16 protein-coding genes are annotated in these 13185 nt (G+C 65.9%); 9 read left to right on the top strand and 7 right to left on the bottom strand.

Features of this window, described 5'->3' with window-relative positions:
* The first annotated feature begins 57 nt into the window (after positions 1–57).
* Positions 58–1740, top strand: a complete 1683-nt coding sequence (locus NP511_RS21110) for an acetate--CoA ligase (protein WP_049967032.1) — start codon at positions 58–60, stop codon at positions 1738–1740.
* Positions 1741–1755: 15 nt separating this feature from the next.
* On the opposite strand, the gene NP511_RS21105 is transcribed toward NP511_RS21110, so the two are convergent.
* A complete protein-coding gene (locus NP511_RS21105; protein ID WP_308986952.1) occupies positions 1756–2889 on the bottom strand; it encodes a tyrosine-type recombinase/integrase in 1134 nt (377 codons plus the stop codon).
* Here NP511_RS21105 and NP511_RS21100 point away from each other — a divergent pair.
* Positions 2888–3244 (top strand): hypothetical protein, encoded by a 357-nt coding sequence (locus NP511_RS21100; protein ID WP_308986951.1) that lies wholly within the window; start codon positions 2888–2890, stop codon positions 3242–3244. The genes NP511_RS21105 and NP511_RS21100 overlap by 2 nt on opposite strands.
* A 15-nt stretch (positions 3245–3259) precedes the next feature.
* On the opposite strand, the gene NP511_RS21095 is transcribed toward NP511_RS21100, so the two are convergent.
* Positions 3260–3856: a sulfite oxidase-like oxidoreductase gene (locus NP511_RS21095; protein WP_049964555.1), complete on the bottom strand. Its 597-nt coding sequence runs from the start codon at positions 3854–3856 to the stop codon at positions 3260–3262.
* Positions 3857–4155: 299 nt separating this feature from the next.
* Between NP511_RS21095 and NP511_RS21090 the strand changes: the two genes are divergently transcribed.
* Together NP511_RS21090 and NP511_RS21085 are read left to right on the top strand one after the other, a co-directional pair.
* The gene (locus NP511_RS21090) at positions 4156–4455 is read left to right on the top strand and encodes a hypothetical protein (protein WP_049905537.1); all 300 of its coding nucleotides are present in this window, start codon (positions 4156–4158) and stop codon (positions 4453–4455) included.
* A gap of 263 nt (positions 4456–4718) precedes the next feature.
* Positions 4719–4949, top strand: a complete 231-nt coding sequence (locus NP511_RS21085) for a ribbon-helix-helix domain-containing protein (RefSeq protein ID WP_006180851.1) — start codon at positions 4719–4721, stop codon at positions 4947–4949.
* 1 nt (position 4950) lies between these two features.
* On the opposite strand, the gene NP511_RS21080 is transcribed toward NP511_RS21085, so the two are convergent.
* Positions 4951–5139, bottom strand: coding sequence for a DUF7550 family protein (locus NP511_RS21080; RefSeq protein WP_006648732.1), 189 nt, complete (start codon positions 5137–5139; stop codon positions 4951–4953).
* A gap of 143 nt (positions 5140–5282) precedes the next feature.
* On the opposite strand from NP511_RS21080, the gene hisF reads away from it, so the two are divergent.
* The 3 genes from hisF (at position 5283) to NP511_RS21065 (ending at position 8036) form a co-directional block, all read left to right on the top strand.
* Complete coding sequence (gene hisF / locus NP511_RS21075) at positions 5283–6098, top strand: imidazole glycerol phosphate synthase subunit HisF (RefSeq protein ID WP_049964257.1); 816 nt, start codon at positions 5283–5285, stop codon at positions 6096–6098.
* Positions 6099–6182: 84 nt separating this feature from the next.
* Entirely contained in the window at positions 6183–7007 is an 825-nt protein-coding gene (locus NP511_RS21070; RefSeq protein ID WP_049964256.1) for a hypothetical protein, read from the top strand.
* A gap of 156 nt (positions 7008–7163) precedes the next feature.
* On the top strand, positions 7164–8036 hold the full coding sequence (locus tag NP511_RS21065) for a hypothetical protein (RefSeq protein WP_049964255.1): 873 nt from the start codon (positions 7164–7166) through the stop codon (positions 8034–8036).
* 81 nt (positions 8037–8117) lie between these two features.
* Here NP511_RS21065 and NP511_RS21060 read toward each other — a convergent pair whose 3' ends face one another.
* Complete coding sequence (locus tag NP511_RS21060; protein ID WP_006648728.1) at positions 8118–8402, bottom strand: DNA-directed RNA polymerase subunit L; 285 nt, start codon at positions 8400–8402, stop codon at positions 8118–8120.
* Positions 8403–8563: 161 nt separating this feature from the next.
* Between NP511_RS21060 and NP511_RS21055 the strand changes: the two genes are divergently transcribed.
* Positions 8564–10417 (top strand): rhomboid family intramembrane serine protease, encoded by a 1854-nt coding sequence (locus NP511_RS21055; RefSeq protein ID WP_049964554.1) that lies wholly within the window; start codon positions 8564–8566, stop codon positions 10415–10417.
* 235 nt (positions 10418–10652) lie between these two features.
* Here NP511_RS21055 and NP511_RS21050 read toward each other — a convergent pair whose 3' ends face one another.
* The gene (locus NP511_RS21050) at positions 10653–11309 is read right to left on the bottom strand and encodes an METTL5 family protein (protein WP_049964254.1); all 657 of its coding nucleotides are present in this window, start codon (positions 11307–11309) and stop codon (positions 10653–10655) included.
* Positions 11310–11702: a DUF7961 family protein gene (locus NP511_RS21045; protein WP_049964253.1), complete on the bottom strand. Its 393-nt coding sequence runs from the start codon at positions 11700–11702 to the stop codon at positions 11310–11312. It abuts the gene before it with no gap.
* A gap of 189 nt (positions 11703–11891) precedes the next feature.
* Here NP511_RS21045 and NP511_RS21040 point away from each other — a divergent pair, with 189 nt between their 5' ends.
* A complete protein-coding gene (locus NP511_RS21040) occupies positions 11892–12062 on the top strand; it encodes a zinc finger domain-containing protein (RefSeq protein ID WP_006180859.1) in 171 nt (56 codons plus the stop codon).
* Positions 12063–12119: 57 nt separating this feature from the next.
* Here NP511_RS21040 and NP511_RS21035 read toward each other — a convergent pair whose 3' ends face one another.
* The gene (locus NP511_RS21035; RefSeq protein WP_049964252.1) at positions 12120–13154 is read right to left on the bottom strand and encodes a disk-shape morphogenesis protein volactin; all 1035 of its coding nucleotides are present in this window, start codon (positions 13152–13154) and stop codon (positions 12120–12122) included.
* Between the last annotated feature and the right edge of the window lie 31 nt (positions 13155–13185).

Below are 13185 nucleotides of genomic sequence, written 5' to 3'. Positions count from 1 at the left end.
ACCTCGCCAAGCGAGTGAATCACCGGAGAAACCAATGCTACTACATCACAGACACCCATGACACGAGGACAACGCTTGGACGCGTACCATTTCTACGAGGACGACTGGGACAGTTACGAGCAGTTGCGGGAGGCGTTCGAGTGGGAGGTACCCGACCGGTTCAACATGGCGACGTACCTGTGTGACCGGTGGGCCGACGACAAGAGCCGCGTCGCACTGTTTGCCGAGGATGCAGCAGGCACCGAAGAGACGTACACCTTCTGGCAGATGCGAAACGTGACGAATCGGCTCGCGAACTACCTGCGGTCACAAGGTGTCGAGGCCGGCGACCGCGTGGGCGTGAACGCGCCACAGCGGCCGGAGACGGTGTTCGCCCACCTTGCCGCCTGGAAGCTCGGCGCCATGTCGGTCCCTCTCTCGACACTCTTTGGTCCCGACGCCGTCGAGTACCGCCTCGAGGACTGTGACGCCGTCGCGGCCGTCGTCGACGAATCTAATATCGAGAACTTCCGGGAGGCCCGCGCGTCGCTGTCGGATCTCGAGACTACGCTGACCGTCGGCGACGTAACGCCGGACGAGGCGGCCGGTGAAGCGGCCTTCTGGAACGCCATCGCCGACCACTCTCGGGAGTTCGACACCGTCGAGACGGACGCCGAGGACGACGCCATCCTCATCTATACCTCCGGGACGACCGGCGATCCGAAGGGCGTACGCCACGCACACCGGCTGGTACTCGGTCATCTGCCGCTTTTCGTCACCACCTTCGGGAACATGGATCTTCAGGACGGCGACGTGTTCTGGACGCCCGCCGAGTGGGCCTGGATCGCCTCTCTGTTCGACGTGGTGATGCCCGCGCTCTACTACGGGAAGCCGGTCGTCGCCTACAACGGCGGTCAGTTCGACCCCGCGTCGGCGTTCCGACTCATCGAACGGTACGGCGTCTCGAACTTCTTCGCGCCGCCGACGGCCCTGCGCATGATGATGCAAGTCGATGACACCGATCGGTTCGACGTGGGGACGCTCAGAACCATTGCCAGCGGCGGCGAGTCGCTGGGCCAGTCCATCGTCGACTGGGCACAGGACACCTTCGGCGACACCGCCGTCCACGAAGGCTACGGACAGACCGAAGCGAACATGCTCGTCGGCGACTGCACCGCCTTAACGGAGTTCCGCGAGGGCTATATCGGCCGCGCTGGTCCCGGTCACGAGGTGACAATCGTCGATCCAGAGACGGCCGAACCGACCGTCGAGACGGGCGAGACCGGCGAAATCGCCGTTCGCTACGAGGACAACCCCGTCTGTTTCGTGGAGTACTGGAACAAACCGGAGAAGACGTCGGGCAAGGTGCGAAACGGCTGGCTGCTCACCGAGGACCTCGGGCGGATGGACGAGGACGGCTACGTGGCGTTCGTGGGGCGGAAAGACGACGTGATCATCTCCGCGGGCTACCGCATCGGGCCGGAAGAAGTCGAGGACAGCGTCGCCGGCCACGAGGCCGTCGCCGACGCCGCGGTGATCGGCGTCCCCGACGACGAGCGCGGGGAGGTGCCGAAGGCGTTCGTGGTGTTGACCGCCGACGCCGAACCGAGCGACGACCTGCGAGAGTCGATCCGCCAGCACGTCCGCGACCGGCTTGCGAAGTATGAGTACCCGCGCGAAATCGAGACCGTCGACGAACTTCCCAAGACCGCCACCGGCAAAGTCCGGCGGGCCTCGCTGCGAGACCACGAGGAGAGCTGACGGACGCGGCGGCCGTCACGAGTCGTGTTCCGAAAACGCACGGCCGGCGTCCTCGGCCATCTCCTTTGCCTCGATATGCGAGTACGACTGCCGAACCACCTCCTCGCTGTTATCCAGGAGTCGAGCAGCGGCGGTAAAGCCCCGCTGGCGAACCATGACTTCGCCGGCTCCCCGTCGGCCACCGTGCGGTGCGAGATACCCGTGTTTATCCTCGAGTCGAATCCCGGCCTCTTCACACAGTCGCCGCATGATCCGTCGAGCGCCGTCCGTGTTGATCGAGGGCGGTGTCAGTTCGTACTCCCGGAGCGCATCGAAAACGGCGATCTGACCGGTCAACCCGTCGACGAACTCCTCGATCTCGGCTGCCGACCAGCCGTGTTCGTCCCGTAATCCCGTCCGAAGCGTCTCGTAGAGCGTCGGGAGATGAAACGTGGGAAAGACCGGCCAGTCTCCCCCGGCGGGATCGAGCAACCTTTTGTATCGCGACATGGGATTTATCGTCTGCTCCGTCAGTGATCGATCCGACCAGTCCTGCTTTTTCGCGAGAACGGTCATCGTCCGATCCTCGAGCGAGACGTCGTCCCACCTGAGGCCGTTCCGACGGTCGTCTTTCGGATCCGCGAAAATCTCGCCGCCGCGGACCCCGGAGTAACAGAGAACGTAGACGAGCGCCCGATCGCGGAACTCTCTGACGGCGTCGAGGCCCTTCTCGTCGGCCGCGTTGTGTGCGCGTTCGTCGACGTAGCGCGTAATCCGTAATCTGTGGTCGTCGGTCCAGGCCTGTTGATCGCCCGACCGTCGACCGTCGGTCTCCGGGAGCGGTTCCGTGGCGACGTTGCGCTGTGCGTAGTTTGCCTCGAGGAGCCCCTCGCGGACGCACCAGCCGACGTACGCGCTGACCTGCGCATAGTACGTCCGAACGGTCCCCGATGCGAGGTCTCGGCTCGTCAGTTCTCGTGCGTACCGTCGGAACGTCCGTTCGTCCAGGTCGTCGAAGGTTCCGTTCGAGTCGGTCGTCGGCCTCGCCGGCCCGATCGCCGACGGCCGTGAGCCAGGTGCCGTCGTCGGTCCGCACGACCTGCACTCGCGGCACGATAAACGACGCTGCCGGGAACCCGGTCCAGGGCGGCGTCGGCTCGTGGCCGTCATGGAAGGCGACACCGCCGACGGCCCGCGGACGGGCCGGCTCCGGTCCGTCGTGAACGAGCCCGGAAAACACCCGGTTCGCCCGGTCGCGGAGTCGGTCGAAGCGGCCGGTTCCGCCGGCGGTGAACTCGGCTGCGATCCCTCGCCCGACCAGTTCCAGCCCGTCGGGCGTGGCCCACTGGACGCGGGCGGCGGCGCTGCCGTCGAGGATCGTGTCCGCAGCGACCCCCTCGAGTTCGCGGCTCCGACTGACGAGATCGGCAGCGCCGTCGGCCCCGTTCGTCCCGCCCGCCAGTCGACTGTCGCCCGACGATCGATCCATCGATCGCACGTCAGGACCGGCCGGACTTCAGCCTGACTATTGGCGAATCGATCAGCTGTATCGCTGCTCCTCCCACGGGTTCGCAGTCTGGGAGTAGCCACGCCGCTCCCAGTAACCCCGCTGGGGCTCGGTGAGGAACTCGACGCCATCGACCCACTTGGCACCCTTGTAGGCGTACTTGTGGGGCGTGACCACCCGGAGTGGACCGCCGTGGTCATCGGGCAGGGGCTCGCCGTCGAACGCCCACGCGAACAGGACCTCCTCGCGCAGACAGTCCTCGAGGGGCAGATCCGTAGTGTAGCCGTCCAGCCCGGAGAACATCACGTGGACGGCTTCCGGGTCGACGCCGGCCCGCTCGGCGAGTTCGGGGAAGGAAACGCCGGTGAACGAACAGTCGAACTTGCTCCAGCCGGTCACGCAGTGGAAGTCCTGACGCTGTGTGACCGACGGCAGTTCGCGAAACTCCTCCCACGAGAAGGTCAGTTCCTCCTCGACTGCGCCGGTGACGGTGAACTCCCAGGTCTCCGGGTCCCAGTCGGGCGTCCCGCTCTTCGAGAGGACCGGGAAGGCGGTCGTTTCGCGCTGTCCCGGCGGCAGCCGTTCGTCGCCGAATTCCTGATAGAGATCCGTGACGTCGGTCGCGTCCATATCCGTCCGTACGGTCGAACGGACGTAGATGTGACGCCATCGATCGCCGTCCCCGTGGATGGCCGTCGCGGCTGCGGCCGGACAGCGTCGGCCGGTCACCGATCCGTCGTCGACCGGTGACTCGAGCCGAGACTCGAGAGCGGGTCGGTCCCGACAGGCTGTCGCTCGAAAAAGGCAATATTCACGAGACGGGAGCGGGGTCGAAACTGATCGAAACGGTCGCGGCGTGACTGCAACTCGATAGTTTCCGTCGAAACCCTCGCCATCCCTTAGTACGGTCTCGCCGAGGGTACGATCGCATGGCGAGTAGACAACAGTTAACGGAACGAGAAATGACAGACACAGAACCGGAAGAGATGGGCGAGCAGGCGATGGGGCCGGCGTTCGTCGCGTCAGCCGCCTCGGTCGGACTCTCGCTGTATTACTTCTTCATCCGCGGCGAGCGCGACCTCGGGACGTTCGTCGGCCTCTGGCCCCCGACGATCCTCGCGTTCGCGAGTTACTTCAACCAGCGCAAGATGCGCCAACAGTTGGAGACGCTGACCCAACCCGGTACGACCCTGAAGAACGCGTTCGACTCGATGATGGGCAACCGCTGAGTCGGTCGTCTCGATCCCCGAACTGAGACGGTCTACTGTCCGCCATTGCCGGAGGGGCCGCGACCGCCCGGTCCCACCGGGAACTCGGTACAGCAAACCGTATGAGACAGTGCCATCCGACTGCCGTCGCTTACCGATCCCACACGCGTCCTCGGTTTTGTGGGACTGAAACGCGGTCTCGTTTCGGCTGCCTGACCGATCGGTTTCGACTGGTGTAGAGTCCCCGTCAAACCTAAATACCCCCTCGCCGAAAGCCGAATCAGATGCCGAAAGTAGAGATCACCATACCGGAACACCTCGAGATGCAGATCGCCCAGATGGTCGAGCGCGGCGAGTTCGTCAACCGCGAGGAGGCGATCGAGGACCTCCTATCGACGGGCATCAAGGCGTACAAGACCAGCGGCCCATCGGACGAAGAGGAGGGGGCTGGAACCGGCGGTACCGGCTTCGAAGACGACGGGATGATGGGCCACGACGACGAGTACGTCTTCTAACCTAGACGCCGACCGTAAGGAGCGGGATTCCGAACGCGATCGCAATGCCGACCAGTGCGACGAGCGCACCGGTCAGCGCTTCCCCCGCCGAGAAGTCGCTCATCGGTGCGGTCGTCCGGTCGGCCGCGGGGTCGTGGCCGACGTCGGCTCCCGTGTCGTCCTCCGTTGCGGTGTCGCTGTCGTCCGTCATACTCGCGTGTTCTCGGCTCGACCGCTTAAGATCACCGACACGGGTCTCGAGCGGCCGCGCTGCCGACGGCGACCCATCGAGTGGAATTCGCCCGATCCAGACCCCTTTACTATCCCGGGCGCGAACGGTCGGGTAACGACCACATGGTACTGACAAAACGCGTCATCCCGTGTATCGACGTGGATCTCGACGAGGACGGGAACCCGGCGGTCTACACCGGCGTCAACTTCGAGGACCTGCAATACACCGGCGACCCGGTCGAGATGGCCCGCGCCTACAACCGTGCGGGGGCAGACGAGTTCGTCTTCCTCGACATCACCGCCTCCGCGGACGGCCGGGAGACGATGCTGAACGTCGTCGAACGCGTCGCCGACGAGGTCTTTATCCCGCTCACCGTCGGCGGGGGGATCCGAACGACCGACGACATCAAGGAGACCCTGCGGGCCGGCGCGGACAAGGTCTCGATCACCACTGGCGCGCTCGAACGCCCCGAACTGATCAACGAGGGGGCACGCGCCTTCGGCAGCCAGTGTATCGTCATCAGCGTCGACGCCAGACGGCGCTTCGACGAGCAGGGGGAACACTACGTCGAGGTCGACGGCGAGTCCTGCTGGTTCGAGTGTACCAAGAAGGGGGGCCGCGAGGGGACCGGAATCGACGTCCTCGAGTGGGCCGCCGAAGCCGAATCCCGTGGTGCGGGCGAACTCTTCGTCAACTCCATCGACAAGGACGGCACCAAGGACGGCTACGACCTCCCGCTGACGGAGGCGGTCTGTGACGCCGTCGATACGCCCGTGATCGCGTCCTCGGGCTGTGGCGGCCCCGAGGACATGTACGACGTCTTCACCGAGGCCGGTGCCGACGCCGGGCTCGCGGCGTCGATCTTCCACTTCGACGAGTATTCCATCGAGGAGACGAAGGCCTATCTCGATGAGCGCGGCGTTCCCGTCCGGCGCTGATCGGGACCGAGCGACTCCCGTTCGATCTGTCCGCTCCGTCCCCTATCGGCATATTTATATTATTTTATTATACATATAGGGTTGATGAAATGGCGGTGTGCGTGGTGTGGCAAACCGCACGCGGAAAACGATCCGCCCTGTGACGAGTGCGGTCACAACGCCTTCGAGAAGGCGGTCGTCCGAGAGGGGAGCGACGAGGCGAGGGAGTCGCCGACCGAGGGGATCGACACGGGGCCGACATACGTCTGGACCTGTACGGACTGCGGTCGTGAACACGTCAAACACAATCCGCCCTGCTCGCGCTGTGGCAATCCGACCCTCGAGAAGACCGAGCAGACGTACGATGCCGTGGAAAACGATCTCGATGTCCCGGGCTGGCTGGGAGTCGCGAAACCGTACCTACCCGTGGTCGCCGTCGTCGTCCTGATCGCGGCGCTGTTTGCGACGGGAATCGTCTCGCCATCGATGCTTCCCGGAATCGGTCAGCCGTCGCCACCCGATGCCCCTGGAAGCGGCGGCGAAGCGGCCGGTATCGACCTCGAAGCGACCGAAGAACTGGTCCACGAACGCCTCGAGGCGGACCGAGAATACGCGCGGGCGTACGACGACGGCCTCGCGGCGTACGCGGAGTACCACAACCGAGCGTTCGTGGCCCACGAGTACGAGGGCAGGGACGCGGACCCAGTCGACTCGAGTGACTTCGGTGTCGACTGCCGTGGCGAACCGACCGCCGGCAGGGTACCGGTCCGCTTCTCGGTGACCGACTACGACGACGCGGAATCGCTCGCGGCGGACCTCGCGGTGGTTATGGCCCCGAGCGATCAGGTTACCGGCACCGGATACGACGGCGAGGGGCTCGACATCCACGTCGTCGACGGATCGATCTACGTCTTCTACGCGGCGTGCTAACGTCCGGTTCGCTCGCCGATTCCGACCGGAGAATGTCAACGGATCCGGTATCGGTGCGTCGGGTGAGGGTCGAATCGGCGAACTCGAACGGGGATCAGCAGTCGCTCGCTCGACTCCCCAGTACGCTTATGCCTTCGCAGTCCTGCCGTTCGAACAGTGAAATGGCGGTGTACGCGGTGTGGCAAACCGCACGCGGAAAACGACCCGCCCTGTGACAACTGTGGCCACAACGCCTTCGAGAAGGCGATCGTCCGGGTCGACGACACCGACGACCACAGCGGCGGCGACCGCGGCGGCAGCGAACCGATCCCGTCGGGGACCGTCGAGACCGGCCCGGACTACGTCTGGGCCTGCACGAACTGCGGTCGGGAACACGTCCGGAACACCCCGCCGTGTTCGCGCTGTGGCAACCCCGACCTCGAGCGGGTCGAGCAGACCTACGCGGGGGTCGAGCGGGACCTCGAGACGCCGAGCTGGCTCGAGGTCGCCACGCCCTATCTGCCGATCTTCGCCGTCATCGGCGTCGTCGTCGCGCTGTTCGCGACGGGGATCGTTTCGCCGTCGATCCTGCCCGGGATCGGCCCGCCCTCGCCGCCCGACGCGCCGGGCCAGGCCGACGAAGCGGCCGGGCTGGATTTCGAGACGACCGAGACCGAGGTTCACGACCGACTCGAGGACGAGCGCGGCGGATCGGACGGGCGGCGATACGACGACGGGCTGGCGGCCTTCGCGGAACACCGGAACCGCAGACTCGTCGCCGCCGAGTTCGGAGACAGAGAGCCCGGCGCGGCAGATCCCGACGAGTTCGGGCACGACTGTGGCAACGCTCGGGTCGTCGGCGCACCGCTTGTCGTGTCGGACCTCTCGCTCGCGGAGTACGGAAACGAGTCGGCCCTGGCCGCCGACATCGCCGACGGACTGCTCACCTCGCAGTTCGGCGACAACGTCCGTACCGGGTACGACGCCGAAGGAATGGACATCCACGTCGCACCAAACGACGACGTGTACGTCTTCTACGTGGCGTGTTGAGTTCGGACTCGGCTCTCGGTCCGTCGCAAACGATACGAAAACGCAGCCGTGACGACTGTTCGATCGAGTCCTCGACCCGCTTCAGGCCGCCGCTTCGAACGCGTCGCGAAACGCCGTCGACTTCTCGCGGACGGTGACCGCCGCCTCCTCGAGGCACTCGAGCGGGTCGGCCCCGCCCTCGGTCTTGATCGTCAGGATCGGCTCGGTCTGGCCGCCCGACTGTTCGGGGTTGACGTCGTAGGTCGCCGCGCTCACGTCGTCGTGTTCGAGCAAGGCGCCCTTGAGTACGTTCATGAAGGTGTGATCCTCGCCGGCGATCTCGATCGAGAGTTCGTCGTCGGTACTCTCGGTGACCCGCAGTTCCATGCTGTATGGGTCCGACCGTCGGCCGCTTGTACCTTTCGAAGCGGCCGTTGTACGGTCGGCCGCGGCCGTCCCACCGCCGCCTCGAGATCGGGGGCGGACGACGCAACGCCGACGGTTCGCCGAAGGCAAATCACTATACGCCCCCGTTCGAACCACGCGATATGGTTTCGGTTGCGGCCCTGTTGACGGTCCTCGTCGCCGCGACGCTGCTCGGGTCGGTCGCGGTCGTCAGGCGACTCCACCGGCCGGCGCGACGCTGGCGCGACCGCCTCCGGTCGCGGTTCGTCCTCGGCGTGCCGTGGGGCTCGCTGCTCGTGATCGCCGTCGTTCTCGCGGTCTATCTGTTCGTCCAGGGCGGGATCACGGACTTCGACGACCCGGTGACGATCCCCTTCCGGACGTGGTCGTATTTCTACCCGCTGGGGATGATCACGGCGTCGTTCTCCCACGCGGGGCCGAGTCACCTGCTCGGAAATCTGGCCGGGACGATCGTCGTCGCACCGCTCGCCGAGTACGCCTGGGGTCACTATCCGACCGACGGCAACGCGGCAGCCGATGCCGCCGCGGGACGGGCCGGCTCGCTGTACCGGAACCCGCGAGTCCGGGCCTTCGTCTGCTTTCCCCTGGCCGTCATCGCGGTCGGATTGGCGACGAGCCTGTTCGCGCTCGGCCCCGTGATCGGCTTCTCGGGCGTGGTCTTTGCCTTCGCCGGCTTCGCTATCGTTCACTACCCGATCGTGACGATCGTCGCCACGCTCGGCATTCAGGGTGCAATTTTGCGCCTGTACTCCGCGCTGCAGAACCCGATCTACGTCTACACCGCACAACCCAGTCCGCCGTCGGCACCGTCGTGGGCCGGCATCGCGATTCAGGGCCACGCACTGGGGCTTTTCGTCGGGTTCGTCCTCGGGATCGTTCTGCTCGAGCGACGGGGACGACGCCCGGACCCGCTGCGGCTCTGGCTGGCCGTCCTCCTGTTCGGCTTCGCGAAGGGACTGTGGGCGATCTACTGGTTCGGGGGTGAGAACACGTATCTCCTCTATCAGGGACCGGGCGTGGTCGTCGTGGCCGTCCTCGCACTGGTCGTCACCCTCGCGGTCACTGCCTCCGAGCGGCCGGCGGTCCCGCGACGGCTCGCGAAGGCGGTCCCCGGATCAGCGCCGGACGCTTTCGAGACGGACGGCGACCGTGCGATCGACCGGCCCCTCGAGTTGGCCCGCGCCGACGACGGCGACGACCGGCCCGGTAACGACCGCCTCGAGCGGGTTCGCGAACTCGCCGGCGGTACCCGGGACCGAGCGGCTGACGGCGGCTCGCTGGCGGCGCTGTCCCGAAAGCAGGTGGCCGTCCTCGCGGTGATCGGCGTCCTCGCGCTGTTGGCCGGCGTCGCCGTCCCCGCCAACTTCCTCGTCGTCGAGGACGCGAGCGCGACCACGGAGACCGCGGTACAGATCGAGGACTACACGGTCGAGTACGTCGAGGGTGTTCCCAACGGGCTCGTCTCGGGGGTCGGTATTGAGGCCATCGAGAGCGACGAGGGCCTCGAGTCGAGCGGGGTGATCGTCGCCAGCGAGCGCCGCCAGGTGTGGCTCGAGGCGGTCAGCGCCCAGCGGCTCTCGGCTACCGGCGAGGAGACCGTCTACGTCGGCGGAGCCGGCTGGCGGGAAGCCGTCCACGTCGAGCGGGCCGGCTGGGAACCGGTCGGTAACGACACCGTCTATCAGGTCTGGCTTCGACCCGATGGCGGGGAGCGGCGACTCGCCCACGAGTCCAACGAGTCGCGGGCCGAGGCCCGGATCGCCGGCCGAAACGTGACCGTCGGCTCGGACGGCGGCGAGTTCGTCCTCTCAGTGACCGCGGACGGAACGGAGCCCGCCACGACGGCGATTCCGGCCGCGAACGAAACGGCGACGGCGGGCGGGCTGACGTTCGAACGCGAGAACGAGACGATCTACGCGGCCGCCGACGGAACGCGGGTCGCCATCGCCAGCGAGGAGACGTACAACGGCTACTGATCTCTCCCTCTGCGGTGGCGCGCGCTGGGCCGCGGTGAACCACCGGTGAACCGCGGGTCGACACTGCGCGAGGGATGAACGAGCGACGAACGGAGCGAGTGAATCGGCTGGGGAGGGCGTGGAAATTCCGTGTTGCCAGTATGAGAGCGGTGCCCGTTCCGGGGTCGGTATCCGACGACCAAACGACAGTTCGTTTCCCGTTCGCGGCAGCGATGACTGCAGCCGCGGCGACCGATTACGCTCGAGACGACCACTCGATCCGGAAGACCTCGGCCTCGAGCGTCGCCTCGGCCTCGGTGTGGAACTCGAACTGATTCGAAATCGGAAACTCGGCCCGGAACGCGTGGGTCACCTCGCCGCCGGCGTCCGCGGCGTAGGACTCGACGAACTCCTGACTCCCCTCGTTGTGGATCGTATACGAGACCGCGGCGATCTCGCTGGCCGTCTCGAGGAACTCCCGGTCGGCGTGACGGTTCCCCCGCTGGGCACCGAAGGGCGGATTCGAGAGGACGGTCTCCCCGGTCGTCGCGAACGGATGCCGGCTCACGTCCCCCCGGAGCCACTCGATGGCTCGATCGCTGCCGTCGGCGGCTCCCTCGCCCTCGAGCGCGGTCCGTTCGTTCTCCCGGGCCAGCGCGAGCGCGTCCGGATCGACGTCGATCCCCGCGACCCGGTCGGCACCGGCCAGCGACGCCGCGATCGCGAGCATCCCAGTGCCGGTCCCCAGATCGATCACCGGCCGCTCGAGGTCGTTCTGGAGCCCGGCGAGATGGCAGAGGTGGGCAGCCAACTCCGCCGGGGTGAGATACTGCTCGAGGGCGGGCGAAGGGTCGGCGAAGTCCGCGAGCGACTCGAGCCGACGGGCGAGGGTCCGCCGTGACGGGCCGGCCATTTATTCCGCGAGCGAGAGCGAGCCCTCGAGATCGAAGGCGAGCCCCTCTCGATCGGCGCGTTCGGCACAGGCCGCGAGCGCGGGCCGGACCTTCTCCGGGTCGGCGACATCGCCGACGCTGACGGTCACCGTGCCGACGCCGAGGAAGGACCCGGCCCGGACGTAGCCCCGGATCCGATCCACCTCCTCCTGGGTCGCCAGCGAGCAGTCCGCGTCGAAACACGCCTCAACGATCAGTTCGGCCGGCACCATCCCCTCGGCGGTCAGGGTGGCCTTGAGATCGCGGAGGTACTCGGGGGCGGTCGACTCGAGGGTCGCGGCCTTGAGGGAGACGGGAGTCGCATCGGCGGGTTGACAGCGTTCGACTGCGGGGTTGGGGGACGTCGTACTCATTACACACTAATACATAGACTGCATACAAAAAGCTTTCTGGATGCGTAGTAGTAATACATGGTCGCAGACTGGCCCGGTATCGTCACAGTGTGACGGCGGCCGCGGCCGCTTTGTCCAGCGGGCACCTCGACGTCTCCGTTTCGCGAGAGGTTCGAATAGAGTTAAGACAGGCCCGTGAAAGTATCAGGTATGGACGACTGTCCACGGTGTGGGGGAGCGATCGAGGAACTCTCACTCGGCGACGCGTCTACGGTCACGTGTCCCCACTGTGGGTTCGCCGACGTTCCCGTCGAACACCAACCGGTCGGCGAGGACCCCGAATCCTGGCGGGACGCGTTCAACCGCTTCTACGAGGAGTAGCGACTCGAGTCGGGACTGCTCGACCGCGTCGCCGAAAAAATCGACTGTGGGGTGTCGCTATTCGTTCGCAGCCGCCGCTTCCGCTTCCTCGTCGCCACCGTCGTCGTGATCGACGTCCTCGTCGGAACGGGCCGCGACCAGACCACCGCGAGCGACGCTGTACAGCGGTTCGTTCGCGTGCGTGACGCCGCTGATCGAGAACGGAATGTTCGCCTCCTGGAGGTGGTCCTTGAACAGGGCCTCGAAGCCGCTCGGGCTGGAGGTCCCGCCGGTGACGACGACGGGAACGTCGAGGCCTTCCTCGACGTCTTCCTCGTCGACTTCCTTGACGATGTTCTCGATGACGTAGTCGAGCAGGTTCTCGTAGTAAATCGAGAGCGCCCCCTCGACGCCACCGACGTCGGTCGTGAAGTCGAGTTCGAAGTCGTCTTCCTTGATCGAGGTGACCTTGTCCACGGGCGTGCCCGTTGCGCGAGCGGCCTGCTCGTCGACCCAGTCGCCACCGCGGGCCACCGAGAACTTCATGACCGGCACCGCGTAGTAGGCCAGACAGACGTTCGTCATCCCGGCACCGAACGAGATCCCGAGACCGGTGAAGTTGTTGTCCGCGAGTTCGGAGTAGATGACGGACATCCCCTCGTTGATGGGCTCGGCGTCGTAGCCCATGTCGTCGAGGAAGGATTCGATCGTCTTCTGGTGGTACAGCGTCGAGAGGTCCGAGTCGATCGGGTCCGCGGGCGTCGAGAAGTAGAGCTTCTCGTCCGGATACGCGGGCTCGCCGACGACCTGCTCGATGATGAGTTTCATCATCGGGATCGCGCTCTGCTCGTCGTTCGAGAGGATCCCGTGTTTCATCGGCCGACGGGTCTCCTTGTTGAAGATGTTCGCGAAGTTCAGGGCGTCGTCGCCGACGACGTAGACCTTGTCGTCCTTGCGAATGTGGAGGACTTCGCTTCGCGAGAGCATCTGCTCGGCCATGTCCGAGTACTCGATCTCGACGAAGGAGTTACGCTGTTGCACGAAAACCGTGTCGTTCCCATCCTGTTGTGCTGACAGGATGTTCATCGTACCGACGTCCAGGCCTTTGGCCATGTGTGGGGAAGGCCACCGACGGATTATAAAT

The sequence above is a fragment of the Natrinema thermotolerans genome (assembly GCF_031165565.1).
Lineage (GTDB): Archaea > Halobacteriota > Halobacteria > Halobacteriales > Natrialbaceae > Natrinema > Natrinema thermotolerans.
The sequence above is the reverse complement of the archived record's forward strand: the minus strand, read 5'-3'. Positions and strand labels throughout refer to the sequence as shown.

What these genes read in the sequence shown, in the direction of transcription:
- NP511_RS21095 (WP_049964555.1), bottom strand. Translation starts at nt 3,856, where the DNA reads ATGGACGCGACCGACGTCACGGATCTCTATCAGGAATTCGGCGACGAA.
- NP511_RS21070 (WP_049964256.1), top strand. Translation starts at nt 6,183, where the DNA reads ATGAAATGGCGGTGTGCGTGGTGTGGCAAACCGCACGCGGAAAACGAT.
- NP511_RS21105 (WP_308986952.1), bottom strand. Translation starts at nt 2,889, where the DNA reads ATGACGGCCACGAGCCGACGCCGCCCTGGACCGGGTTCCCGGCAGCGT.
- NP511_RS21040 (WP_006180859.1), top strand. Translation starts at nt 11,892, where the DNA reads ATGGACGACTGTCCACGGTGTGGGGGAGCGATCGAGGAACTCTCACTC.
- NP511_RS21035 (WP_049964252.1), bottom strand. Translation starts at nt 13,154, where the DNA reads ATGGCCAAAGGCCTGGACGTCGGTACGATGAACATCCTGTCAGCACAA.
- hisF (WP_049964257.1), top strand. Translation starts at nt 5,283, where the DNA reads ATGGTACTGACAAAACGCGTCATCCCGTGTATCGACGTGGATCTCGAC.
- NP511_RS21090 (WP_049905537.1), top strand. Translation starts at nt 4,156, where the DNA reads ATGGCGAGTAGACAACAGTTAACGGAACGAGAAATGACAGACACAGAA.
- NP511_RS21060 (WP_006648728.1), bottom strand. Translation starts at nt 8,402, where the DNA reads ATGGAACTGCGGGTCACCGAGAGTACCGACGACGAACTCTCGATCGAG.
- NP511_RS21080 (WP_006648732.1), bottom strand. Translation starts at nt 5,139, where the DNA reads ATGACGGACGACAGCGACACCGCAACGGAGGACGACACGGGAGCCGAC.
- NP511_RS21110 (WP_049967032.1), top strand. Translation starts at nt 58, where the DNA reads ATGACACGAGGACAACGCTTGGACGCGTACCATTTCTACGAGGACGAC.
- NP511_RS21100 (WP_308986951.1), top strand. Translation starts at nt 2,888, where the DNA reads ATGGAAGGCGACACCGCCGACGGCCCGCGGACGGGCCGGCTCCGGTCC.
- NP511_RS21045 (WP_049964253.1), bottom strand. Translation starts at nt 11,702, where the DNA reads ATGAGTACGACGTCCCCCAACCCCGCAGTCGAACGCTGTCAACCCGCC.
- NP511_RS21055 (WP_049964554.1), top strand. Translation starts at nt 8,564, where the DNA reads ATGGTTTCGGTTGCGGCCCTGTTGACGGTCCTCGTCGCCGCGACGCTG.
- NP511_RS21050 (WP_049964254.1), bottom strand. Translation starts at nt 11,309, where the DNA reads ATGGCCGGCCCGTCACGGCGGACCCTCGCCCGTCGGCTCGAGTCGCTC.
- NP511_RS21085 (WP_006180851.1), top strand. Translation starts at nt 4,719, where the DNA reads ATGCCGAAAGTAGAGATCACCATACCGGAACACCTCGAGATGCAGATC.